At 63.7% G+C, this 23,042-nt stretch carries 21 protein-coding genes; 2 read left to right on the top strand and 19 right to left on the bottom strand.

Translation table 11 applies throughout. The annotated features are described in order from the left end of the window. Positions 1-3: 3 nt before the first annotated feature. The 19 genes from fes to AC1RRC_RS00170 form a co-directional block, all read right to left on the bottom strand. Entirely contained in the window at positions 4-1,227 is a 1,224-nt protein-coding gene (gene fes, locus AC1RRC_RS00260; RefSeq protein ID WP_493053231.1) for an enterochelin esterase, read from the bottom strand. Beyond that, positions 1,224-2,894 carry a PepSY-associated TM helix domain-containing protein gene (locus AC1RRC_RS00255; protein ID WP_493053230.1) on the bottom strand — a complete coding sequence of 557 codons (1,671 nt, stop codon included), beginning with the start codon at positions 2,892-2,894 and terminating at the stop codon, positions 1,224-1,226. The genes fes and AC1RRC_RS00255 overlap by 4 nt, the downstream gene beginning before the upstream one ends. Next, positions 2,891-3,190, bottom strand: a complete 300-nt coding sequence (locus AC1RRC_RS00250; protein ID WP_493053229.1) for a hypothetical protein — start codon at positions 3,188-3,190, stop codon at positions 2,891-2,893. The genes AC1RRC_RS00255 and AC1RRC_RS00250 overlap by 4 nt, the downstream gene beginning before the upstream one ends. Beyond that, positions 3,180-3,437, bottom strand: coding sequence for a hypothetical protein (locus AC1RRC_RS00245; protein WP_493053228.1), 258 nt, complete (start codon positions 3,435-3,437; stop codon positions 3,180-3,182). Before AC1RRC_RS00245 ends, AC1RRC_RS00250 begins: the two co-directional genes overlap by 11 nt. 2 nt (positions 3,438-3,439) lie before the next feature. After that, positions 3,440-6,598 carry a multidrug efflux RND transporter permease subunit gene (locus AC1RRC_RS00240; RefSeq protein WP_493053227.1) on the bottom strand — a complete coding sequence of 1,053 codons (3,159 nt, stop codon included), beginning with the start codon at positions 6,596-6,598 and terminating at the stop codon, positions 3,440-3,442. A gap of 6 nt (positions 6,599-6,604) precedes the next feature. Next, positions 6,605-7,798: an efflux RND transporter periplasmic adaptor subunit gene (locus AC1RRC_RS00235; protein WP_493053226.1), complete on the bottom strand. Its 1,194-nt coding sequence runs from the start codon at positions 7,796-7,798 to the stop codon at positions 6,605-6,607. Positions 7,799-7,920: 122 nt separating this feature from the next. Next, the gene (gene dhbA, locus AC1RRC_RS00230; protein WP_493053225.1) at positions 7,921-8,754 is read right to left on the bottom strand and encodes a 2,3-dihydro-2,3-dihydroxybenzoate dehydrogenase; all 834 of its coding nucleotides are present in this window, start codon (positions 8,752-8,754) and stop codon (positions 7,921-7,923) included. A 10-nt stretch (positions 8,755-8,764) separates the two neighbouring features. Next, the gene (locus AC1RRC_RS00225; RefSeq protein ID WP_493053224.1) at positions 8,765-9,676 is read right to left on the bottom strand and encodes an isochorismatase family protein; all 912 of its coding nucleotides are present in this window, start codon (positions 9,674-9,676) and stop codon (positions 8,765-8,767) included. Beyond that, positions 9,673-11,310 carry a (2,3-dihydroxybenzoyl)adenylate synthase gene (locus AC1RRC_RS00220; protein ID WP_493053223.1) on the bottom strand — a complete coding sequence of 546 codons (1,638 nt, stop codon included), beginning with the start codon at positions 11,308-11,310 and terminating at the stop codon, positions 9,673-9,675. The genes AC1RRC_RS00225 and AC1RRC_RS00220 overlap by 4 nt, the downstream gene beginning before the upstream one ends. Beyond that, positions 11,307-12,425, bottom strand: a complete 1,119-nt coding sequence (locus AC1RRC_RS00215) for an isochorismate synthase (protein WP_493053222.1) — start codon at positions 12,423-12,425, stop codon at positions 11,307-11,309. Before AC1RRC_RS00215 ends, AC1RRC_RS00220 begins: the two co-directional genes overlap by 4 nt. A 136-nt stretch (positions 12,426-12,561) precedes the next feature. Then, positions 12,562-14,517, bottom strand: coding sequence for a TonB-dependent receptor domain-containing protein (locus AC1RRC_RS00210; protein ID WP_493053221.1), 1,956 nt, complete (start codon positions 14,515-14,517; stop codon positions 12,562-12,564). Positions 14,518-14,622: 105 nt separating this feature from the next. Continuing rightward, positions 14,623-15,306 (bottom strand): 4'-phosphopantetheinyl transferase family protein, encoded by a 684-nt coding sequence (locus tag AC1RRC_RS00205; RefSeq protein ID WP_493053220.1) that lies wholly within the window; start codon positions 15,304-15,306, stop codon positions 14,623-14,625. Positions 15,307-15,723: 417 nt separating this feature from the next. Then, on the bottom strand, positions 15,724-16,308 hold the full coding sequence (locus AC1RRC_RS00200; protein ID WP_493053219.1) for a peroxiredoxin: 585 nt from the start codon (positions 16,306-16,308) through the stop codon (positions 15,724-15,726). A gap of 331 nt (positions 16,309-16,639) precedes the next feature. Then, positions 16,640-17,206 (bottom strand): hypothetical protein, encoded by a 567-nt coding sequence (locus AC1RRC_RS00195; protein ID WP_493053218.1) that lies wholly within the window; start codon positions 17,204-17,206, stop codon positions 16,640-16,642. Positions 17,207-17,250: 44 nt separating this feature from the next. Further along, positions 17,251-17,511, bottom strand: coding sequence for a hypothetical protein (locus AC1RRC_RS00190; RefSeq protein WP_493053217.1), 261 nt, complete (start codon positions 17,509-17,511; stop codon positions 17,251-17,253). Between the two features lie 38 nt (positions 17,512-17,549). Continuing rightward, positions 17,550-17,924 carry an energy transducer TonB gene (locus AC1RRC_RS00185; RefSeq protein ID WP_493053216.1) on the bottom strand — a complete coding sequence of 125 codons (375 nt, stop codon included), beginning with the start codon at positions 17,922-17,924 and terminating at the stop codon, positions 17,550-17,552. Between the two features lie 53 nt (positions 17,925-17,977). Beyond that, positions 17,978-18,424 carry a hypothetical protein gene (locus tag AC1RRC_RS00180; RefSeq protein WP_493053215.1) on the bottom strand — a complete coding sequence of 149 codons (447 nt, stop codon included), beginning with the start codon at positions 18,422-18,424 and terminating at the stop codon, positions 17,978-17,980. Between the two features lie 77 nt (positions 18,425-18,501). Continuing rightward, positions 18,502-19,188 (bottom strand): SDR family NAD(P)-dependent oxidoreductase, encoded by a 687-nt coding sequence (locus AC1RRC_RS00175; RefSeq protein ID WP_493053214.1) that lies wholly within the window; start codon positions 19,186-19,188, stop codon positions 18,502-18,504. A gap of 205 nt (positions 19,189-19,393) precedes the next feature. Beyond that, a complete protein-coding gene (locus AC1RRC_RS00170) occupies positions 19,394-20,878 on the bottom strand; it encodes a GGDEF domain-containing protein (protein WP_493053213.1) in 1,485 nt (494 codons plus the stop codon). Between the two features lie 186 nt (positions 20,879-21,064). On the opposite strand from AC1RRC_RS00170, the gene AC1RRC_RS00165 reads away from it, so the two are divergent. Together AC1RRC_RS00165 and ku are read left to right on the top strand one after the other, a co-directional pair. Then, positions 21,065-22,054, top strand: coding sequence for an SDR family oxidoreductase (locus tag AC1RRC_RS00165; protein ID WP_493053212.1), 990 nt, complete (start codon positions 21,065-21,067; stop codon positions 22,052-22,054). A gap of 1 nt (position 22,055) precedes the next feature. After that, positions 22,056-23,009, top strand: coding sequence for a non-homologous end joining protein Ku (ku, locus tag AC1RRC_RS00160; RefSeq protein ID WP_493053211.1), 954 nt, complete (start codon positions 22,056-22,058; stop codon positions 23,007-23,009). The last annotated feature ends 33 nt before the right edge of the window (positions 23,010-23,042 follow it).

Here is a 23,042-nt window from a genome sequence, read left to right as displayed (position 1 = left end):
TCGTTAATTGCATTTGAATTCTGTTCTGGCGGGCCCCAGCAGGCGGCACAAGCCGTCGAGCAAGCCGTCGCGCCAGCACAGCCAGTCATGGCCGCCACGGAATTCGTGGTACGCCACGCGGTGGCCGGTGTTGCGCAACGCGGCCGCCATCGCGCGGCTGCCGTCGCGCATGTCGTCTTCATAGCAGCCCGCTTCCAGCACGATGTCCACGCCGGGCGCCCGCACCTGCCCGGCGCCGACCTGCCCGGCCAGCCAGCCGCTGATGGTCCCCGCATCGGGCCACCAGAATGAACCGGACTGGCTCAGCACCCCGTGGTAGCGCTGCGGCCAGTGCAGCGCCGCGTACAGTGCGGACAGCCCGCCGAAGCTTTGTCCGGCCACCACCGTGTATCCGGGCTGGCAGCCCTGCAATACTTGCGGCGCCAGTTCCTCCTGCACGGCGCGCCAGAATTGCGCATTGCATGGCAACTCGTGCGCACGGCGCTCCGGACTGACGGCATCGATCAGCACATAGATGGCGGGCGGCAAATCCCCGGCCGCCGTCAAGGTATCGAGCGCGCCGAACACCGGCATTTGCCGTGCCCAGTACTGGCCGTCCAGCAGGATGGCCAGCGGCAGACCGGGCTGGCCGGGCTGGCCGGACAAGGCGCTCCGCGCGCCGGTGCGGTACACCCAGACCGTGCGCGCCGTGTCCAGCAGCGCGCTGTCCCACCGCACTTCCCGCAGGCTGCCTTGCGGCGGCGCATCGCGCGCGGCGTCCCACGCGCGATGGACCGGCGCCGCTGGCAGCAGCAGCGGCGACAGCCGCGCGCCCCATGCGCCGCCATGGGGCGGCAAGCGGTTCAACGGGTCCGCCGTCGCGGCGCGCGCCATCAGCGCCATCCACCAGTGGCGCATGGCGCGGCGCTCCGCGCCCTCGGGCGGCGCATCGCCGCCGCCCGAGGGGACCAGGAAATAGCTGCCGCGCCAGTCGCCCGGCAGGCGGGTGCGCCATTGCCAGACATCGGTGCCGGCGATCCGCTGCAATGCTGTCGGGCCTTGCGCCGGATGCGGCGTGTGCGACCACACGTCGATATAGACCTGCGTTTCATGCCCCTGTTGGCGCCACAGGAACACCGCGTCCATGGCGCCCTCCGGCGCGGGCGCCAGCAGCGGCGTGCCAAGGGCGGCGGCGTCGGCCCACCAGGCGTCGCCGCCCAGGTCGGCGCGCTCCATCAGCGCCGTCATGGCCGGACCTCTTGCGCGGAAACCGGACGGGCGGCTTCCGGCGCGGCTGACGCCGCCGGCACGGCCGCCGACCACACGCTGTCAAGCGCCCCACCCCGCATCCGGCGCGCCGACAGCCGGGCCGCCCACGCCAGCAGCGGCGCGAACACCAGCGCGGTCGCGTCCACGCCAAGGGCGGCGGCGCTGCCGTGCGCCCACAGGCCGGCTTGCGGCCACATGACGGCCACCGCCGACGTCAACGGCACCGCCAGCGCGCCCGCCGCGCACAGCGCCAGCAACTCCGGCGCGGCCCGCGCCGCGCCGCGCGCAAAGGCCCAGGCCACGCACGCCACAAACACGCTGTAATACACGGCCAGGTAGCCGGTGTTGATGTCGGCCTGCGCCGCATGCAGCCAGCGCGCCGCCACCAGGGTCCAGGCCACGCCGGCCACGCTGCCCAGGCACACGCCCACGGTGGCGGCGGCAATCACGACGGTCTTGCGTGGCTGGACCGGCAACGGCTGCTGGCGCAACTGGTTTTTGCGGCGCTTTTCTATCCACAGCAGGTTGCCCGAATAGAACAGGAAGGCGCCGCCCAGTCCCGCCACGAAATACACCCAGCGCACGGTATTGCCGCCATAACTGCCGAAATGCAGCGCAAAGAATGGCCCCACGATGCTGCTCCACACATCGGATTTGGTCGGCAACATGCTGGTGTCCATGATCGCGCCCGAATATGGATCGATCATGACAAAACCCGATTGCGGGCCCTGCACCACATAATCCGGACTGACAACCGCCGCGCGCACGATCGGGCGGGGACTTTCCAGTCCCATGTACAGCAGTTCCGTCACCTCGAATCCCGGCGCCTCGCCGCGCACGCGCGCCGCCAGGCCGCTGGCAGGCAGCACATCGTCCACCTTGCGTTCGATGACGGGGCGGTCCGGGCCGCCAAACAGCGGCCGTTCGCCATACACCACTTGTTCCAGACCGCCGTAAAACTGGTCATGGAAGGCAAACACCACCACGGTCAGGCTGATGACGATGTGGAATGGCAGGCTGGCGATGCCCACCACATTGTGCGCATCGAGCCAGAAGCGCTTGCGGTTCTTGCCCTTGCGCAGCGCAAAGAAATCCTTGACCAGGGTCGGCAACAGCAATATCACGCCCGACACCAGCGCCAGGAAATACATGGCGCCCGCCACGCCCATCACATAAATGCCCGCATACTCGCCATCGAAGGAACCGGGAATGCCGCCCGTGCGGTGCAGCAGGTCGATCAATTCCGCCAGCAGCGACGGCGTTTCTTCCCGCACGGCCAACGCGCCCCGCGCATCGATGCCGGCATGCCAGCGCGCGCCGTCCAGCTGCAGTTCGCGCCCCCCCTCGCCCGCGCGCCATGTCACCGGCGACGGCGTATGTTCCTTGTGCGCCAGGTGCACGGTCATTTCTTCACGCGCGGCCGGATAGGTTTGCAGGACGGCGCGCACCGCCTGGTCGACCTGCGCCGGCGCGTGGCTGACCAGCGCGGCAGGCGCAACCGGGGCGCTGGCCCAGCGCTCCAGCGGTTGCTTGAACATGGTCAGCGCGCCGCCGAAGAAACCGATAAACAGCAGCATGCCGGCGCAGATGCCGGTCCATGTGTGCAAACTCTGGTAGATGCGCAGGATATCGCTGCGGATTTTCATACGACTCCCTTCACCCAGAACAGCAGCGCATACGCCGCCGCGTTGGCGCCGCCCATCCACAGCAGCGCGCGTGCGCCGCTGCGGAACAGGTAGACGCCGGCAAATGCCGACAGCCACAGGGGCGCGATGCTCCACATGACAAATTGCGGTTTTTCCGGCGCGTTGATGCCGCCCGGTCCCAGCCAGGCAAACAATCCGGCCAGCGCCAGGGCCAGGGTTGCCCCCAGCACACCGCCGGCGAAGGTCTTGCTCCACCAGTCAGGGCGGATCGGCGCGGGTTTCGATTCACGGTTCATGGCGTTCCTTGGGCATGAATAAAGAAAAAAACGGGACCAGGCTCCACGCCAGCATTTGCAGCGCCAGCCAGGCAAAAATGGCGGTCAGCGGCGCCCACGCCCGCCAGGCGCAGGCCAGTCCCGCCGCCAGCAGCAGCGCCGCCGCCGCGGCGCCGGCGCGTCCCAGGGGTGCGCGCAGCCATTGCTGGTTGCGGTGCGCGAGATAGGCCAGGCAGCAGCCGGCCACGGTCAGGAAAACAAACAGCATCTTTATGCTCCGGAAATGTTGATGGATTCGACGCGGGATGCCGGGCGCGGACCGCGCCGCAAGCCGCCCCGCACCACGTACCAGCACAGCGGCGCAATGAACACGCCCAGCGCGGTGGAAGACACCATGCCGCCCAGTACACTGGCGCCAATCGCATGCTGGGCGCCCGCGCCGGGACCGGACGCCAGCACCAGCGGCACGATGCCCGCGCCAAACGCCAGCGACGTCATGACGATGGGACGCACGCGCGCCATGGCGGCGGCAACGCCGGCCGCCAGCGGCGCCATGCCGGCGCGCAGCGCGCCCTCGGCAAATTCCACGATCAGGATGGCGTTCTTGGCCGCCAGGCCGGCCGTGGCCAGCACGCCGACCTGGAAATAAATGTCGCGCGCCAGACCCGATACCGCCACGGCCGCCACCGCCCCCACCACGCCCAGCGGCACCGCCAGCAGCACCGCCACCGGCGCGGCCCAGTTGCCATACAGGACCGCCAGGCACAGGAACACGAACAGCACCGAAGCCGCGTACAGCAGCGGCGCTTGCCCGCCGGACAACCGTTCCTGGAACGACAGCCCGCTCCACGCCAGCTGCGTGCCCGGGGTTGCCGCAACCTGGCGCTCCAGCGCCGCCATCACCGCGCCCGAGCTGGCGCCCGGCGCGCCCGCCCCCGTCACGTGCACGGCCGGCAGCCCGTTGAAACGGTGCAGTTCGGACGGTCCGCTTTCCCACCGGCTGCCGGCAAACGCCGCCAGCGGCGCCATCGCCCCGCCGGCGCCCCGCACAAACCAGCGGTTCAAGTCATCGGGACTGGCGCGGTAAGCGGCGTCGGCCTGCACCATGACTTTGCGCACGCGGCCTTCGTGGATATAGTCATTGACGTAAGCGCCGCCCCACGCGGTGCCGAGGGTCTGGTTGACGTCATCGGTATCGAGTCCCAGCGATTGCGCGCGGCCCTGGTCGATGTCGATGTGCAGGCGCGGCTTGTCGTGCGCGCCGTCGGCTTCCGCATACAGCATGCCGGGCAGTTGCGACGCCTGTTCCGCCAGCGCCACGGCGCGCGCGCTGTGCTGCGCGCTGCCCGCGCCATCGGCCGCCTGCAGCCAGAATTCAAAACCGCCGGCCTCGCCCAGGCCATCGATGGGCGGCGGCGCCATGGCAAAGGCGCGCGCATCGCGCAGCGCGGGACGGGCCGCCAGCGCCTGCGTGGCGCGCGCGGCCACGGCTTGCACGCTTTGTCCCTGGCGCTGTTGCCAGTCCTTCAGCGACACGAACGCCATGCCCGCGTTCTGCCCCGCGCCGCCCATGCCGAAACCGGCAATCGTATAAACGCCATCGACCACGGCCCGTTCCTCATGCAGGAAGTAGCGTTCGATGTCCTGCGCCACGGCGGCCGTGCGTTCATAGGTGGCGCCGGACGGCAGCGCGAACTTCACCATCACGGTGCCCTGGTCGTCGTCCGGCAGGAAGGACGTGGGCAGGCGCTGCGCCAGCAGCACGGCGCCGGCCGCCAGCAAGCCGTATACCAGCATCGCGCGCAGCGGACGGCCCAGGACCATTCCCAGGATTTGGCCAAAGGCGCGGCCGGAGATGGCGCCATAACGGATGCGCAGCCGCAGCAAAGCCGCTTGCAGCGGACCGGGCCGCGCCTGCGCCCCCGCCGCAGGCCGCAGCAGCGCCGCGCACAGGACCGGCGCGATGCACACGGCGGCCAGCACGGACAAGGCCATCGCGCTGGCCAGGGTGATGGAAAACTGGCGGTAAATGACGCCCACGGACCCGCTGAAAAAGCCCATCGGCACAAACACCGCGCCCAGCACCACGGCGATGCCGGCCAGTGCGCCGGTCATGCCGCGCATCGCCTGCAAGGTGGCGGCGCGGGCGTCGAGCCCCTGCTCATGCATGATGCGCTCAACGTTCTCCACCACGACAATGGCGTCATCGACCAGCAAGCCGATCGCCAGCACCATGCCGAACAGGGTCAGCGTATTGATGGAAAAACCGCAGGCCGACAGCACCGCCACGGTGCCCAGCAACACCACCGGCACCGTCAGGACCGGCACCAGCGTGGCGCGCCAGCTGCGCAGGAACAGCAGCATGACTGCCGCCACCAGCAGCACGGCTTCCGCCAGGGTCGCCACCACGTCGCGGATCGCCAGTTTCACGAAGCGCGTGGCGTCTTCCGGATAGGTGATGTGCAGGCCGGACGGGAACGATGGCGCCAGCGCGGCAATGCGTTCGCGCACCGCCGCCGCTGTCGCCAGTGCATTGGCGCCGGGCGCCAGCATGACGGCAAAGCCGGAGGCCGGCAGCCCGTTCATGCGCGACACGCCGCCATATTGTTCGTTGCCCACTTCGACCCGCGCAACGTCGTCCAGCCGCACCGCGCCGCCATCGTCGCGGCTTTTCAGCACCAGCGCGCGGAACTGTTCAGGCGTTTGCAGGCGCGATTGCGCCGTCACGCTGACATTCAGGCGCTGGCCCTGCGCGGACGGGCGCGCGCCCAGTTCACCGACAGGCACCACCGCGTTTTGCGCTTCGATCGCGCGCACCACGTCGCCCGGCATCAGGCCGAAGCTGTGCAGACGGTGCGGGTCCAGCCACACGCGCATGGCGTGCGGCGAGCCGAAATTGCGCACTTCGCCGACACCGGGCAGGCGGCCGACCGCATCCATCACATGGCCGCTGGCCCAGTCGGCGATATCGCTGTCGGACAGGCGCCCGCTGGCGTCGTAAAACACGCCCACCATCAGGAAACTGTTTTGCGCGGCGGCCACCTGCACGCCGTTTTGCTGCACGGCGCGCGGCAACCGGTATTGCGCCTGGTTGACCTTGTTTTGCACCTGCAGCTGCGCCAGTTGCGCATCGACGCCTTGCTCGAACGTCAGCACCAACTCCGCTTCGCCGGACGAACTGCTGCCGGCGCTGAAATACAGCAGCCGGTCCAGGCCCTTGAGTTCCTGTTCCAGGATTTGCGTGACGGTGTCTTCCACCACGCGGGCCGACGCGCCGGGATACGACGCCGTCACCCGCACCGACGGCGGCGCGATGTCCGGGTATTGCGCCACCGGCAGGCGCATCAGCGCCAGCACACCGGCCAGCATGATGATGGCGGCCAGCACCCAGGCCAGGATCGGGCGTTCGATAAAGTATTTGGAAACCATGCTGGTTTATCCCTGCGCGGCGGCAAAGCCCGGCGCGGCGGATTTTCTCCCGCCCTTGCCAGCCTGCCATTCGACGGCGCGCACGCGCGCCCCCGGCGCCGCCTTCATGCCGCCTTCGACCACCACCCGTTCGCCGGCCCGCACGCCATCGCGCACGGCCCAGTGCTCGCCCTCCATGCCGATGACATCGAGCGTACGCCGCGCCACCGCGCCTTGCGCGTCCACCACCAGGGCGCTGGCCGCGCCGCCGTCATGGCGCACCGCCTGCTGCGGCAACAGCACCGCCCCGGCATGCACGCCCTGCTCGACCTGCGCCCTCACGTACATGCCCGGCGCCAGCAAGCGGTCCGGGTTCGGGAATTGGGCGCGCAGCACCACCATGCCGGTATTCGCATCGACCTGCATCTCCGCGAATTTCAATTCGCCCGCGTGCGGATAAGCGCTGCCATCTTCCAGGATCAGGGTGACGGCGCGCTTGCCCTGCCTGACACCGCCCGCCAGCAACTGGCGGCGCAATTGCGTCACCTGCCGGCTCGATTGCGCGATATCGACCACGATGGGATCAAGCTGCTGCACGCGCGCCAGCGCTTCCTGCTGGCCGGCCGCCACCAGCGCGCCTTCGGTAATGGCCGAGCGGCCCACGCGGCCGGCAATCGGCGAGCGGATTTCCGTGCGCTGCAGGTCGATTTGCGCCGACCGCAGCGCCGCTTCGCGCGACGCCACACGGGCCAGCCCCTGTTCATGATTGGCTTGCGCCAGGTCGTGGTCTTGCTGCGTCACGACTTTCGAGTCGATCAGCTTGCGGTAGCGTTCCGCGATCACGCGCAGGTTGACCAGCGCGGCTTTTTCCAGCGCCAGTTCGGCGGCTGCCTGGTCGCGCCTTGCCGCATAGCTGGCGGCATCGATGTCGTACAGGACATCGCCGGCGCGCACATCGCCGCCTTCGTCGAAGTGGCGGCGCACGATGACGCCGGCCACCTGCGGGCGCACCTCCGCGATTTTCAGGGCGACGACGCGGCCGGGGAGTTCGGTGCGGATGGGGGCGTCGCTGGCGATGGCGGTGGCGACGGCGACTTCCGCCAGTGGCGCTGGCGCCGCGGCTGGCTGGTTTTGCGGGGCGGCCGGACGCTCCGCGCCGCAGGCGGCCAGCAGGGCTGCGGCCAGGGCCGCTATTGCGTGGGTTGTTCTGGTTGACTGCATTTCATTCCTTTTACTGTACGGGCGACGCTGGCGCGGCGGCTTCCGCCATGGCGGAAACCGCCCTACGCATTTCGGGCCGCTTGCCTTGGCGGGCGATGGCTGGTTCCTGGCTTCCGGCGCTTTTATGCGGCCAGGGTGGCGCCGCCATCGACTACCAGGTCTTGCATCGTGATGTGGCTGGCCAGGTCGGAGGCCAGGAACACCACGGTGTTGGCGATTTCACGCGCGGTGGCGATCTTTTTCAGCGGGATGCCGAGCTTGTATTGGCCCGGCAAGCCGGCAATGGTGCGGCGCATGCCGTCGTCATCCGGAAGCATCGAGCGCAGCATCGGCGTGTCGGTCGAACCGGGCGACACCAGGTTGCAGCGCACCCCGAATTCCGCCAGTTCCAGCGCGGCGCAGTGGCTGAGGCTGACCAGCGCGGATTTCGACGCGCAATACGCCACCATATCCATGCGCGGCACGTGCGCCGCATTGGACGCCACGTTGACGATGCTGCCGGCGCGCTGCCGCTTGAATTGCGGCGCCAGTTCGGCCAGCAGGTTGAACACCCCGCCGACATTGACGTCAAAGCAAGCTTGCCAGTCGGCCGCGCTGATGGTGTCGAGTTTTCCCAGCCGCAGCACACCGGCCGCGTTGACCAGCACATCGATCCTCGGTGTTTCCAGCAACAGTTGCGCGCATTCCCGCGCCACTTGCGCACGGTCCGTGATATCGAGCCGCACGGTCTTGAACGGGTATTTCTTGCCGTGGCGCGTGCCCAGTTCCGAATCGAAGGCCCGGTCGATGCCGATCACGCGCGCGCCAAGCTGGCGGAACGCGATCGCCACGTGGTAGCCGATGCCGCGCCCCGCGCCCGTCACCCACACTTGCCGCCCTTCGAAATGCAGGGCGGGCGGTCCGGGCGGCCGCACGGGCCGCGCATCGGTCAGGTTGTTTTGCTCGCCGAGGAACATCGCGCGCCCCTTACGCGGCCAGCAGGCCGGCTTGCGCGCCGTCCGGCTGCGGGAGCGATCGGGATGCCAGCCGTGATGCCAGCAACGTCCACCACGCATCGAAGGTCGGTTCGGCGGCCAGTTCCTCGAACGCCACGGTCACGCCCACCGCCTCCCATTGCCCGACCACATTCATGACTTCGAGCGAATCGAGCCCGTAATCGGTGAGGTTGTCGTCGTCCTGGAAGTCGTGCGCTTCGAGCCGGGGCAGCAGCGATTCGCGCAGCCATTCGCGCGTCAGCGCCGGGCGCGCCGCCGCCACCACCGCGCCGGTATCGAGCACCACGCCGCAGCGGCCCGCCACATAGTCGAGCGCCATGCGGTGTTCGCGTTCCGAGAAATCGGCCAGCGCATCGGCCGCCATGAACGGCTGGATGTCGCGCATGAAGGCGTCAAGCGCGGTCGTCATGCAGCCGATGTGCGCATACACGCCCGTGATGACCAGCTGGCTGCGGCGCCATTCGCGCATCAGCTGGTGCAGGTCGGAGCGGTGGAATGCGCTGTAGCGCCATTTGGTCAGCACGGTGTCATGCGGCGCCGGCGCCAGCATGGCCGTCACTTGCTGCAATGCCGGGTCGGCCGTGGTGAGGCCGGGGCCCCACATGTCGTTGAGCAGCGCGCGGTCTTCCGCGCTTTGCTCGGTCGGCTGCGCCGTGTACACCACCGGTACGCCCAGCGCATCGGCCCAGCGCCGCAGCCGCGCAATGTTGGCGGTCACGGTGGCCAGCAGCGGGCTGTCGGCGCCGTAATAGCGCAGGAAATAATCCTGCATGTCGTGCACCAGCAGCACGGCGCGCTGTGGATCGACCGTCCAGCGCACGCGGTTGGCGGGCAATTGCGCCGCGGCGGGCAAGGTGTAGTTGGCAATGGCGGGGATCGTCATGGTTGGTTTCCTCTCAGCGCACGCAGCGCCTGTTTATCGGTTTTGCCGACCGCCGTCAGCGGCAGGCTGTCCAGCATGTCGAAACGGTCCGGCAATTTGTATTCGGCGATGCCGAGCTGGCGCAGGTATTTGCGCAAATCCACGGCGCGCAGGCCCGGCTGCTTCGGCACAATGCAGGCGCAACTGGTTTCACCGAGCGCCGGATGCGGCACCGACACCAGCGCCGCCTGCAGCACGCCGGGGTGCTTGAGCAACAGGTTTTCCACTTCCTCGGCAGCGATCTTTTCACCGCCCCGGTTGATCTGGTCTTTCACGCGCCCCACCACTTTCAGGTAGCCGTCCGCGCCGCGCTGCACCAGGTCGCCGGTGGCATAAAAACCGTCCGCGTCAAACACGCGCGCATTGTGTTCGGGCGCCTGGTAGTAGCCCCGGAAGGTGTAGGGACCGCGCGTGGCCAGCATGCCGGTCGCGCCATCGGGTACGTCGTTGCCATCGGCGTCGCGCACGCGCACTTCGTCGTGCAGGCACATCGGACTGCCTTGCGTGGCATAGACCAGGTGCGGCGGGTCGTCCAGCCGGGTGTAATTGACCAGGCCTTCGGCCATGCCGAACACTTGCTGCAAGGCGCAGCCCAGCACTTGCGGCACGCGCCGCGCCAGCGCCTCGGCAAAGCTGGCGCCCCCCACCTGCAGCAGGCGCAGCGACGCCAGTTGCTGGCGCAGCGGCGGGTTGGCGTCCACCGCCTGCAGCCACAGCGCCACGGCCGACGGCACCTGCGCCGCCATCGTCACGCCATGGCGCGCGATGAGGCGCAGGCAATTGAGCGGTTCCGGCGAGGGCGCCAGCACCACCGCGCCGCCGGCATGGAACACGCCCAGCGCGCCGGGAGAACTGAGCAGGAAATTGTGGCCGGCCGGCAGTGCGCACAGGTAGCGCGTGGCGGGCGACAGGCGGCAAATTTCCGCGCTGCGGCGTACGCTGTAGTAATAGTCGTCGTGCGTGCGCGGGATCAGCTTGGGCGTGCCGGTGCTGCCGCCGGACAGCTGGAAAAAGGCGACTTCGGAGGCCGGCGTGGGGTGCGGCGCGGGGCCGTCGTGCGGGATATCGGCCAGCAGCGGCGCCAGGTCTTGCACGCCCTGCGGTGGATTGGCCGGAGCCGATAACAGCAACACGTGCTCCAGTTGCGGCGTCGCCGCCCGCAATTCGCGGATAAACCCGTCATCGCCGAACAGGCCGTGCGCGCTGGCGCCAATCAACAGGCGCGGTTGCAGTTGCTGCGCATAGGACTGCAACTCCAGGCGCTGATGGCTGAACAGCGCATTGACGGGCGCCACGCCGGCCTTCAGCAATCCAAAGAAGACCACATAAAATTCCGCCACGTTCGGCAGTTGCACCAGCGCCGTATCGCCCTGCCCCAGGCCGCGCCGCGCCAGCGCCCGCGCCAGGCTTGACGATTGCGCATCGAGTTCGCGGTAGGTGACGCCGCGCTCGCCGCACAGGATCGCCGTGGCGTCCGGGTTGCGCGCGCACTGTTGCGCCAGCATGGCGGTCAACGGTGCGCCGGTCCAGTAGCCCAGTTCGCGGTAGCGCTGCGCGGCGGCGTCCGGCCATGGCGTGAATGGAATGCGCTTCATGCCGCCTCCTGCATATCCAGCGCGCGCAACATGGTTTGCAGCTTGGCCTGGGTTTCCGCCCACTCGGCTTCGGGGCAGGATTCCGCCACGATGCCGGCGCCGGCGAACAGGCGGATACGGTTGCCGTGCACCTGGCCGCAGCGGATGGTGACGGCCCATTCGCCATTGCCGTCCGCATCGCACCAGCCGACCGCGCCGGCAAACAGGCCCCGTTCAAACGGTTCCACCAGGTCGATCAGCTTGCGCGCGCCGCGCGTGGGGAAGCCGCATACGGCCGGTGTCGGATGCAGCAAGGCGGCCAGTTGCAGCGCGGTTTGCGCGGGGTCGGCCAGTACGCCGTGGATTTGCGTCGACAGGTGCCACATCGCGCTGGTGGTCAGCAGCGAGGGCGCGGCGGGTATCGTGAGTTCGCGGCACAGCGGCGCCAGCACGCGGCGGATCTCGTCCGTCACCAGCCGGTGTTCATAGGTATCCTTGCCGGAGGCCAGTAGCGCATTGCCGGTGGCGCGGTCTTGCCGCGGGTCTGGCTGGCGGCGTGCGGAGCCGGCCAGAGGGTTGGAATACAGGCGCGCGCCCTCCTTGCGCACCAGTAGCTCCGGGCTGACGCCGACCAGTTCCGAGCCGTCCGCCAGCGGCAGGCGGAATTGGTAGCCGGACGGGTTTTGCGCCGCCAGCCGGTTGAAGATGCCGGCCGCATCGAGCTCGCCATCGAGCTCCACGTCCAGTACGCGCGACAGCACGGCTTTGCGGATATCGCTCAGGCCGAAATTGGCCACGGCCTGGCGTACCCCTTGTTTAAAGCGGTCTTCGCCCGGCACGCTGTGCGCCGAGCGGATGGCCGGCATCGCGGCGATCGGGCGGCCGGCGCTGTTGCGCGCTTCACGGTCAAAGAATTCCACCTGTTGCGGCACGATCAGCGCCGACGGCCGGGTGGAGTCGAACGGCAGTGCGCCAATCACGACCGGGTTGGCAATGCCGTCCGCGCGGGCGCGGTGCAATGCCTGGTCGATCTCGTGCTGCAGCTGGTGGCCGCTGGCCGCCGGCGTCACAATACGCGCGGCGACGCCATGCGCACGGACGCTGCGATGCGGCGACATGAATAGTGTCGTTGCCATCGTTACCTCTCGATTCAGGTAGGTGCTGGCGGTGGCTGGCGGGTGTGGGTTTGGGAGTGTTGCTGGCGGGAGGGCTGGCGGGGGGCAGAAGCTGCCGGTGTTACTGGTATCGCTGGTATTGCTGGTATGGCCGGCGTCAGAAGCCGTAGGTCGCGCTGACGTAGTAGTTGCGGCCCAATTCGTTATAGGCGAACGACTTGTTCTTCTCTTCCAGGTCGACGCCGGTCAGGTTTTTCACGCCGGTGCGCACGGTCCAGTGCCGGTCGATTTTTGCCACGACGCCGGCATCGACGCGGGTATAGCCTGGCAATTCCCTGGTTTCATACAGCTGCTTGCCGGTGTAGTGCGCGGACAGGGTGGCCGTCAGGTTGCCGGTGGCTTTCCAGTTCAGGCTGACCTTGCCCATGTTTTCCGGCTTGCTGTCCGGCGTGACGGACTTGCCGGTTTCGTCGGTGTAATCGGCGTTCAAGTGCGTGAAGTTGGCGCTGGCCGACCAGTCTTGCGCGAGCTCCACTTCGCCCTGCAGCTCAATGCCGCTGGTTTTCGCCTGTGCCACGTTGATCCAGCGGCGGGCGGGAATCGCGGCGTCGTAATACGCCACGATCAAGTCCTTGACGTCGTTGTGGAACACGGCCGCCGTTACATCCCAGCCTTGACGGTGCACTTCAAAGCCCAGTTCGACGTTAGTGGAAGTTTCCGGTTTCAAGTCAGGATTACCCGACAGGTAGCAACTGCCGCCGCAACTGACGATGCTGTACTCCTTGCTCAGCTGGTACGCTTCCGGCGCCTTGAAGGCTTTGCTGACGCCGCCTTTGACCGTGACGCCATTACCGTCTTGCCAGACCAGATAGCTTTTCGGCGTAAAGCGGCTGCCATAGGTGCTGGTATCGTCGAAGCGGCCGCCCAGGGTCAGGTGCAGGCGCTCGGCCAGTGCGATTTCATCTTCCGCGAACAGCGCCTTGGAATCGATACCGATGCGGCCCGAGGTTTTATAGGTCAGCGCATCCTTGATGACCTGGCGGCGCACATCGACGCCGGCGGTGATGGTATGGATGCCGGCATTGCCGCTGCCGTAGAACTTCGCGTACGTATTGTCTTCCTTCAGCACGCGGTCTTGCGGCTTGTCGTAGCGGCTATTGAAGTCGTCGATGGTGGCCAGTTCCTTGGTGATGAAGGCCGTGGTGGTGAAGCCGCCCCAATCGCCGCGGTGCGTGACGCCACCGGTGCGGCGGTTGATTTCCTGTTCGCGGAAGTCCTTGGCTTCGAAATTCCACGCCGGGTAAAACGCGTAGTAATACAGGCCGCGCGGACGGTGGTCGTGGTTCCACGCCAGGTCGATATCAAGCGACTGGTTGCCGGCCAGTTGCACGGTGGCGCTGCCGCTGAGGTTTTGCGCCTTCTTCGCTTCCAGACGTGCCGGGCGGGTGGCGTCCGAGGCGGACGTGGCGTACCAGGCGTCGCGGCTCAGGACATCGCCATTGACGGCCAGGCTGACCGCGTCGCTGACGGCGCCGGACGCCGAGACACCGATGCGGCGCGACGTGCCTTCGTCGCCGGTGGCCACCACGCGGTAGTCGGCCGTGACCGTGCCGCTCCACGCCTGGGTGGCGGGTTTCGTGATGATGTTAATGACGCCGCCAATGGCGTCGGAACCGTACAGCGCCGCCATCGGACCGCGCACGATTTCCACGCGTTTGATATTGCTGAGCGGAATGGAGGAAAAGTCAAAATCGCCGCCACGCCACAAGGCGCCGGACGACGAAATGCGCTTGCCGTTCACCAGCATCAGCGTGTATTTGCTGTCGAGGCCACGGATCTGGATGCTGTCGCGGCCGGTCCCGTCGTTGCTGGTATTGATGCCGACGGTTTCGCGCAGCAGGTCGCCAATGCTGTTGACCGGCGCGCGGGCAATGTCTTCCGCCGTGATCACGGTAGTGAAGGCGGGTGCGGCGGCGGCCGTATGGTTGCGCAGCGACGCCGTGACAATCACGACCTTCTCGTCGCTGGCGTCACTTGGGCCGGACGGCGCTGCCAGCGCCGTGCTGCACATGGCGGCAATACTCGTCGCCAGGATTGTTCTCGTGATGGACATGTGAATCTGGTTGTTTTTAAAGGAATGCGAATGATATTGATTCTCATTTCCAATGTAAACAATTATTTAACATTTCCATTTTGCCGATGGGGATTTCGCGGGAGGCTACCAGCCGTAGCTGGTCAAGACCGTGCGCGGGTCCAGCGGGGTGAAGTTGGCTTGATCGCGGTGTCCGGCGCGCCAGTCCGGGCACAGGGTTTCCATCACCGTGAACTGCAAGATCCCCTGCCCGCCATCGATCACATCGATCGCATCGACGCGCACGGCTTCGAAGCCGAAGTAGCGGCCCACGGTGGGGAACAGGGCTTTATAAATGCTTTCCTTGGCGGAAAAGGCGATCGCCAGCGCCAGCGGATACGCGAGTGCGGATTGTGCGCGCAGCACCTGTAATTCCTGCGGATTCATCGCGTAGTGCTCGGTGCTGGCCATGGCTTCCGGCGCCAGGGCGGCTTCGATGTCGATGCCGATGCCCCTGAACCGCCCTGCCCTGAGCGCCGTGGCGGCGGCAAAGGTATCGGTGTGGGTAATGGCGCCCACTCCCCCATCAGGCCACAGCGGTTCGCGCTGCGGACCGGTGCCAACCTGGGCATCCGGCCAGCCGAGATCGGCCAGCGCACGCCGGGCGGCAACGCGGCCAAACAGGTATTCCGCCTGGCGTTTCGGGACGCAGCGGTCCATCGCGGCCGGATACGCGACGCCGGCCTGCGCGAAGGCGCCGGGAACGTATTGTTGCAGGTCGTAGCGCAGCACGTGCACGGGCACGTCGCCGCTGCCGGCGCGGCAATGCAAGTGCTGCCAGTGAAGCAGGCCTGGGATGGGTGATTTGGCATCGGAGTGCATGGCGCGGAAGTGTAACAGGCGGTGATGCCGCCGCGCCAGTGCCGGCCCCGTCGTCGGCGAGCAAGGCTTGGGGTTCCCTCACGGCCCGTGTGGTAAACAGTCTGGATATCCGTCTTTTCTTGTCTGGTTTTGTCTTCTTTTGTCTTCTTTTTCAAAAAACAGACAAAAGGAGGCAAAAACAGACAGGAAAAGACATGGTTGGCAGATGGTTTACCAGACAGGCGCGCGGGGGCAGGAAATCCGCATGCAATGTGTTGCCTCGACCGGTTGAATCCGCCCCCCCAAACCGGTCAGTCGTTCTTCTCCGAACCGGACGCTCAACGCTGAATTGACCGGCACCGTAAGGTGTCGGTGTCGAATATCGAGTTAAATAGCATGAACTTGTAACCATGAAAGCACTTCACTTGCGTTTCTGTGAGGTGGAAAGACAGGATAGAAACATTTCACAATTTTTCCATCCTTAGCAACCAAAGTAACACGCTTCAATAAGCGCATACCCCCAGCCTCAAAAGTTGGCAAGCCCAAAGCCGCCGCAAATGAAAATGCATTATCGCTAAGTAACTGATATGGCAAATGCAGGCGTTGTACCGTTTCGACCTGGTCTGCCGTAGTTTGGGCGCTCATTCCGAATACTTTTACCTTGAGTAACTCCATCTCTTCATAGTTGTCACGGAAAGAACAGGATTGAGGAGTGCACCCGGCTGCTCCTGGGATGGCAGCCCAACCATCAGGAATAGGTACGCCGGGACGTCCTGTCATTGGGTAGCAATAGAGAACAACCCAACCGTATTGAGTGGCGAGATTAACCGTATTTCCTGATGTTGACGGCAGTTCGACAGAAGGCATCAGCATTTCCATTAGATGATTGCATGCCCCATCATCTTGTGAAACAGGTAAATTGGCCGGCACATTAACGAGTACATCCTTCGGCAGATTGCTTAAATCCTGCATCTGCGCTCCATATAGAAAATGCTTGTCATTTAATTTCAATTAGGGTGAAAAAATTTCTACCTATCCCGACAGCTTGTCTGCATAACCTGGGTAAGCGAATCGGCTGCAAGCCGCATCCATGCTTGAGCCATCTGTTCTGCGTCAAGTTAGGCGGCAAATAGAATCCGTGAAAGGCGGTCAGGTACGTGAGACTTCGTTGCCGGCTCAGTGTAGGCGGGAATTGTGTAATATACAACAAACGCTGGACTCACGCTCGCTTGAACGCCCTGCTTTCTGCCCGAACTCGAACGGCTGGTAATGGCCGCTACCTGACTGCGTTCGACCATGCTAATCAGTGATCCTGAATACGCGTACAGCCCTGTATTACGCGGTCATCCCGAAGGGCATCGCTATACTTTACCCAACTCTTCGCCTTTGGCGGGAGTTCATGTTGAAGAAGAACCCAGCGTTCAACTTTGGGAATTTCAATGAATTTGAAATAAGAATCATCGCCTAGCGGTAGGCCGCCATCAATTTCAAGCCCATTTACCCACGCGTGGAAATACAGAAATTCCCATTCCGCCAACGCATACACTTCAGTTCCAACGGACAAGCCAATGTCATTGTGCTCGAAATCGTCGTGCGTTACTTCTGCAATGCCCGGCTCTAGAACCACATCACGAACTTGAAGCACCCTAACATTAGCGCCTTTCCTAAATTGACTCACTACTTTTGAAGCCAAATCCGTGGCCATATAGCCGATCGATGGGCCTCTCATGACTATTTTAACGGGAAGAACACAATTCCAATAATCGCCACCAAAGGACATTGGCGTTGGTGGCGGGGCACCTTTCGGAAGCGCCGCACAAGTAAGATGAAGTGCAATAAGGGCAGTGAACGAGGTAAGGCGATTAATCATGTGAGTAAAATTCCGAGCGGCGGCTTTTGACCGAAAGCACAAGGTCAAGATTCCGCTTCGACCCAAATCACAGCTTCAGGATGGTGTTCTCGGACAGTCTCGATTGCACCAGCCAAGTCGTCAGTTTCATCTATCGAATAGCTAAACCGTGACACGGCCGGGCCGGTATGAGAATCGAACTCGCCTTCTGACATCGTGTCAGCACCACACCAGACAGTCGCGCCAGTCTCAGCGCAGACTTCCAGCGCCTTTTCAAGCCCCTTCTTTGTGATCGCCAAATAAATCGCTTCCATGAATGCTTTCATTTTTTGTTCGTCCGGTACTGGCCGAAAGGACGCGTAGCTTACTGGAGCGACCATACGTAGGTCATCTGCATCCAACGAGGCTCGGTTGCATCGGCAGGAAGTTTGAACTGGCATTTAGCAATGCTATATAAAGCTTCCTTGTCGAGCTCGCGAAAACCAGATGACTTAACAACCTTACTGTCCAAAATGGCACCCTCTGCGTCGATAAGATATGCGACAACAACGCGACCTTGCTCTTCATTTCGAATGGACGTTTTAGGATAGGTTGGCTTTGCACAGTTTGGATCACCTGGTCCCGGCCTAGTAACGGGAGTAATCGGTAGTAAATGGTTGAACGACTGCGCCATAGCAGGAGCGCCCGAAGCAGACAATCCTATAGTCATCAGTAAAAGAATATTATGCAAAGTTTTCATTTTCAAAACAAGTTAAGTTGAGGGGCTGCTTTGGGCCGAATAGAGACATCCATTTAAATCTCTGCAGACTGACGAACAGCCTTTTCATACTGCGAAGACTCGAACCGGAACGACCCCATTTTTTCAAATATCCAGGGCTCTTCGTAGCCATTTTCATAGGCGAATTCTGACCAAATTACCTCATCGGCTCGCCGCTCCACCATAACCGAAAATCTTCCGCATCCGATATCGCCGCATTCTGGACAAATGTATATGCCGACTCGACGCTGCTCAAATTTCTCGAGCAAGAGTTCACTTAAGGCTTGTGCTTTAGCATCGGCAAAACCGTGCACGAAACACCCCATGAAGTCGCCATGTCCGCCATTCATCTTGACAAGACGGGCTAATAGCGACTCACCATCCACCAAGAAATCTGCGGAATCGCGCTGCACTGTAGTGGTTCCATTCACCGCGCTTCCGGGACGATGAAGCGTGACGTGGCTCAGCCTTGCAAAGGACATCAATAAATCTCGTTTCAATTTTTTTAAACACTGCTTCCGGCAGGCAGCTCCTGGCCGATAAGAGCCGCCGACGCACGTTACCGGTAATTTGTGCCATTATTCATATCAATTACGTCCCCGTTGATGAACGCCGGTGCGTCCGTTGCGAGCCAACGGACTGTTCTTGCAACCTCCTCAGCAAGGCAGAATCGTTGACTGATCGTTGCCGCCATCAAGCGAGTCTTTCTTTCTTGTGGAATGTTTTTCATCATTTCAGTTTCGACCGGTCCCGGCGCAACTGAGTTGGCAATCACGCCTCTTGCACCATATGTACGCGCAAGTGAGCGCATCGCATTCATGAGGCCCGCCTTTGAAATTCCGTACCAAATGTCCGGGTGACCAATTTCGCCCGCAATCGACCCCATACTCACGATACGACCTCCGCCGTTACCTGCCATCCGTTCTGCCAAACATACGCTGAGCCGTACGGTGGAAATCAGGTTCACGTTGAGTATGTGGAGAATTTCGTCGGAACCGTAGTCACTTGCCGTCATGGCATTCATCATTCCGGCATTGTTGATCAGCACGTCAGGCGTGCCTATTTCGTCGACAACCTGTAGAACCTTTTCGAAATCTGCAATATCAGCCGTCCACGAAACCATTCCCTTCTGAGGCTCGGCGATGCCGGAACGGGATATCACATGCACTTCAAATCCCTTACTCACGAGGACTTTCGAGATTTCGAGCCCGATTCCCCGGTTACCGCCAGTAATAATTGCTTTCATTTTAATATTTAAATGTCAACTGTTGAGAGACAGGAAGCCGTGTTTGGCTGGCAACTCTTGGCTGCAGTCAGCCTTCTTACTTGCAATTATGTCATTGATCCGACGTCAAATCACAGGGATTTTCATCCCCACAACGCCATCACCAATGAAAAAGCCCACGCAGCCGCGAACGCGGCACACGTGGGCTCTGGTATCAGCGGAAAGCTTACTGCGCCATCGCCAATTCCACGCAATTACGCCCGGCCCGCTTGGCGCGGTGCAGCGCCGCGTCGAGGCGTTCCAGCAAGGTGGCGGCGCCCTCTTCCGGCCCCGCCTGCGCCACGCCCAGGCTGATGGTCACATTGTCGCAACCGGGCAATTCCGTGTTGGCTATGGTTTCGCGCAGCTTTTCCGCGAGTTTCAAGGCATCGATGGCGGCCGTGTGGGTGGCGATGATGAGGAATTCTTCGCCGCGCATGCGCACCAGGGTGTCCGAGGTGCGCAGCCGGTCTTGCACGGTGGCGGCCACGGTGCGCAACGCCTTGTCGCCGCACGGATAGCCGTAAATGTCGTTGACCGAGCGGAAGTTGTCGATATCGAAGGCAATGACGCCCAGCGGAATGCCATAGCGGCGCGCGCGGCGGATTTCGTTGTCGAGCTGCGATTCGCCGTGGCGGCGATTGACCGCGCCCGTCAACGCATCGATGGTGGTGATTTGCGTCAGCTGGCCGGCCAGCGCATCGTTTTGATGCTTCAGTTCGCTCATGGCCAGGCCAAAGCTGATGAATTGCGCCAGGCTGCCAAAGCACGAGAATTGTTCGCGCGACGGGTGGATCAGGCGGTCGAACATCAGGCTGACCGCGCCCAGCACCGGGCCGCCGGCTTCGCTGCGCAGCGGCAGCGCCAGCATGGTGCGCACGCCGTGGTCGTGCAGGCCCATGGCCAGCATCGGGTCGCCAGCTTTTTCCGGCGCATCCATCAGCACGAGCTCGCCGGTGCCGACCGACAGCAGCGGCGGGAAGGATTCATGGGCGGGTAATTGCAGCAACTGGTCGGTACGGCCCAGCAATTGCGCCATATCCAGGTGGTTGCGCGATTCCTGCGCTTCCAGCACCAGGTTGCCGCGCTCTTTCATGTGGAACAGCGCCGCATGGCGCACACCAGGGAAAGTGCACAGGGCCACGCAAATCTGGCTCGACATCAGCGCCAGCTCGTCCATGCCGGTCAGCGCGCGCTGGACATTGCGCTGCACCGCCAGCAAATCGCGCAATTCCTTTTCCTTGTCCAGCAATTGCTGCTGGGCGGCGGCGGCGGCATCGAGCGGCTCGGTCAGCGCATAGCTGACCGCTTGCTGCATTTCCGTACTCAGGATCGGGCTGACGCGGTACGCCAGGGGACCAGCCGTCATCAATTCGGGCAGCCACGACGTCTTGTTATAGGGACACAACACCAGGACCGGCTTGCCCATGCGGGCCCGCACCAGGCCGGAAGCCGACGCCAGGTCGCCGTGGTCTTCGAAGCCGTCGAGGTCGATCACCAGCAAATCGACCGGCTGGCGGCCCAACGCAACCAGGGCCGCATCGAATGATTCAGCCAACAGCAAGCGGTTAAAAAGCTCGCCGCAAGCGCTTTGAAACTCGCCGCGGCGTTCGCTGGCGAGGTTCAGGAACAAGCCGACCCGCTGGGCCTGGCTATCAGTGTCTGTCGCCATGACATTATCCCCATACCTGTTATAAGTATCGTATTCCAGCAGTTTGCCATAATGTTCATAAATAGCAATATTATTTGCTCTAAAAACTACAAATAAACCTGCCGAAGGTCCGAAAATGTGCGGCCCCGCACGGTCCGCGCCGCAGCATCTCCGAATACTGTCCCTTTGACGAACAGGGAGGACACCATGCCGAATTCGGAAAACAAGGCGACCTCGGCTGGCAGCGAGCAGCGCGCAATCCAGCAACAGCAAGACCACCGCGACCAGTTGCAGGGACCGTCCGGCGACCACAAGGAGGCCGTGCAAACCGGCCATACCGACCAGCCCAGCCCGCCTCTGCCCGGGCAACACCTGGTCAAGCCCGGCATTGAAGGCACGATGGAATTAAAACCCCGCTTCCTCGCGCCGGACTATTGCGGCAGCGGCAAGCTGGCCGGCATGGCGGCGCTGATCACCGGCGGCGATTCGGGCATCGGCCGCGCGGTGGCGGTGCTGTATGCGCGAGAAGGGGCCGATGTGGCCATCGTGTACTTGCAGGAAGAACACGACGATGCGATGGAAACCAAGCACCACGTGGAAGCGGAAGGCCAGACTTGCCTGCTGATTCCCGGCGACGTGCGCGACCCGGCCTTTTGCAAGGACGCGGTCGAGCGCACCGTGGCCAACCTCGGCAAGCTCGACATCCTCGTCAACAATGCGGCCTTCCAGGAACACGCGGGCTCGCTGGCGGAGTTGTCGGAAGAACGCTTCGACTTGACCATGAAAACCAATATTTATGGTTATTTTCATATGGCAAAGGCTGCGGAACCGCATTTGCAGCGCGGCGGCAGCATCATCAATACAGGCTCGGTCGTGGGCCTGAAAGGGTCCAGCCACCTGCTCGACTACTCCACCACCAAGGGCGCGATCCACGCTTTCACCATGTCGCTGGCGTCAAACCTGCTGGACAAGGGGATCCGCGTCAACGCCGTGGCGCCGGGGCCGGTGTGGACGCCGCTCAATCCAGCCGACCAGACGCCGGAAAAAATCCGTGAATTCGGCGCCACCACCGACATGAAGCGGCCCGCCCAGCCGGAAGAATTGTCTCCCGCATATGTGTTCCTGGCGGCGCCCTGCTGTTCCAGCTACATCAGCGGCATCGTGCTGCCGGTGACCGGCAGCGTGGGAGGCGGCTGACATGGCGGCGCGTTCACTGTGGAAAGGCGCGATCAGCTTCGGCCTGGTGCACATTCCCGTCGATTTGCACTCGGCCGTGCAAGAGCACGACCTGGATTTGACGATGCTGGACCGGCGCGATTTTTCCCCGATTGGTTTCAAGCGCTATAACAAGGGCACCGGCAAGGAAGTCGCATGGGACAACATCATCAAGGGGTATGAATACCAGGACGGCGAATACGTGGTGCTGTCGGACGAAGACTTGAAACAGGCCAACGTCGAAGCCACGCAGTCGATCGACATTCAAGCCTTTGTTCCCGCCGCGGACATCCCGCTGACCTATTACGACACGCCGTATTACCTGACGCCGGGCCGTGGCGGCGACAAAGTCTATGCCCTGCTGCGCGAAACGCTGCGCAAGGCGGACCGCGTGGCGATTGCGACCGTCGTGATCCGCGTGCGCCAGCACCTGTGCGCGCTGCTGTGCGAAGGCGACACCATCATCCTCAATACCCTGCGCTTCCCCGATGAAATCCGTGACACCGATGAATTGAAATTACCGGCGAGGTCGCTGAAATCCGCCGGTATTTCGGACAAGGAAATCAAGATGGCGCTGTCGCTGGTCGATGGCATGACGGAAGAGTGGGAGCCGTCGCAATACCATGACACCTACCGCGAAGACGTGATGGCGCTGGTCAAGCGCAAGATCAAGGCGAAACAGACCAAGAGCATCACGGAAGCGGCGCCCGCGAAGAAACCGCGCGCCAGCGCCAATGTGGTGGACCTCGTGGCGCTGCTGCAGCAAAGCCTGGGCGGCGGCAAGCGGGGCAAGGCGGCCGATGACGAGCAGGAAGAAGAGGAAGAAGACGCGCCACCGCCAAAGCCGCGTACGGCGGCGAAAAAACCGGCGGCGCGCAAAACCACGGCGGCGAAGCGCCCGAAGACCGCAACCAGGGCCACCCGCACGGCGGCGTAGGGCGGCATTTACAATGCCGCCTGCCGGCGTCAA

The sequence above is a fragment of the Pseudoduganella sp. GW821-FHT12E03 genome (assembly GCF_058807115.1).
The sequence above is the reverse complement of the archived record's forward strand: the minus strand, read 5'-3'. Positions and strand labels throughout refer to the sequence as shown.

Bases quoted from the DNA above. Each gene is read 5' to 3' on its own strand.
- AC1RRC_RS00170 (WP_493053213.1), bottom strand. From the start codon at position 20,878: ATGGCGACAGACACTGATAGCCAGGCCCAGCGGGTCGGCTTGTTCCTG.
- ku (WP_493053211.1), top strand. From the start codon at position 22,056: ATGGCGGCGCGTTCACTGTGGAAAGGCGCGATCAGCTTCGGCCTGGTG.
- dhbA (WP_493053225.1), bottom strand. From the start codon at position 8,754: ATGTTCCTCGGCGAGCAAAACAACCTGACCGATGCGCGGCCCGTGCGG.
- AC1RRC_RS00190 (WP_493053217.1), bottom strand. From the start codon at position 17,511: ATGAAAGCATTCATGGAAGCGATTTATTTGGCGATCACAAAGAAGGGG.
- AC1RRC_RS00210 (WP_493053221.1), bottom strand. From the start codon at position 14,517: ATGTCCATCACGAGAACAATCCTGGCGACGAGTATTGCCGCCATGTGC.
- AC1RRC_RS00175 (WP_493053214.1), bottom strand. From the start codon at position 19,188: ATGAAAGCAATTATTACTGGCGGTAACCGGGGAATCGGGCTCGAAATC.
- AC1RRC_RS00200 (WP_493053219.1), bottom strand. From the start codon at position 16,308: ATGCAGGATTTAAGCAATCTGCCGAAGGATGTACTCGTTAATGTGCCG.
- AC1RRC_RS00240 (WP_493053227.1), bottom strand. From the start codon at position 6,598: ATGGTTTCCAAATACTTTATCGAACGCCCGATCCTGGCCTGGGTGCTG.
- AC1RRC_RS00225 (WP_493053224.1), bottom strand. From the start codon at position 9,676: ATGACGATCCCCGCCATTGCCAACTACACCTTGCCCGCCGCGGCGCAA.
- AC1RRC_RS00245 (WP_493053228.1), bottom strand. From the start codon at position 3,437: ATGCTGTTTGTTTTCCTGACCGTGGCCGGCTGCTGCCTGGCCTATCTC.
- AC1RRC_RS00165 (WP_493053212.1), top strand. From the start codon at position 21,065: ATGCCGAATTCGGAAAACAAGGCGACCTCGGCTGGCAGCGAGCAGCGC.
- AC1RRC_RS00235 (WP_493053226.1), bottom strand. From the start codon at position 7,798: ATGCAGTCAACCAGAACAACCCACGCAATAGCGGCCCTGGCCGCAGCC.
- AC1RRC_RS00220 (WP_493053223.1), bottom strand. From the start codon at position 11,310: ATGAAGCGCATTCCATTCACGCCATGGCCGGACGCCGCCGCGCAGCGC.
- AC1RRC_RS00250 (WP_493053229.1), bottom strand. From the start codon at position 3,190: ATGAACCGTGAATCGAAACCCGCGCCGATCCGCCCTGACTGGTGGAGC.
- fes (WP_493053231.1), bottom strand. From the start codon at position 1,227: ATGACGGCGCTGATGGAGCGCGCCGACCTGGGCGGCGACGCCTGGTGG.
- AC1RRC_RS00255 (WP_493053230.1), bottom strand. From the start codon at position 2,894: ATGAAAATCCGCAGCGATATCCTGCGCATCTACCAGAGTTTGCACACA.
- AC1RRC_RS00215 (WP_493053222.1), bottom strand. From the start codon at position 12,425: ATGGCAACGACACTATTCATGTCGCCGCATCGCAGCGTCCGTGCGCAT.
- AC1RRC_RS00180 (WP_493053215.1), bottom strand. From the start codon at position 18,424: ATGTCCTTTGCAAGGCTGAGCCACGTCACGCTTCATCGTCCCGGAAGC.
- AC1RRC_RS00185 (WP_493053216.1), bottom strand. From the start codon at position 17,924: ATGAAAACTTTGCATAATATTCTTTTACTGATGACTATAGGATTGTCT.
- AC1RRC_RS00195 (WP_493053218.1), bottom strand. From the start codon at position 17,206: ATGATTAATCGCCTTACCTCGTTCACTGCCCTTATTGCACTTCATCTT.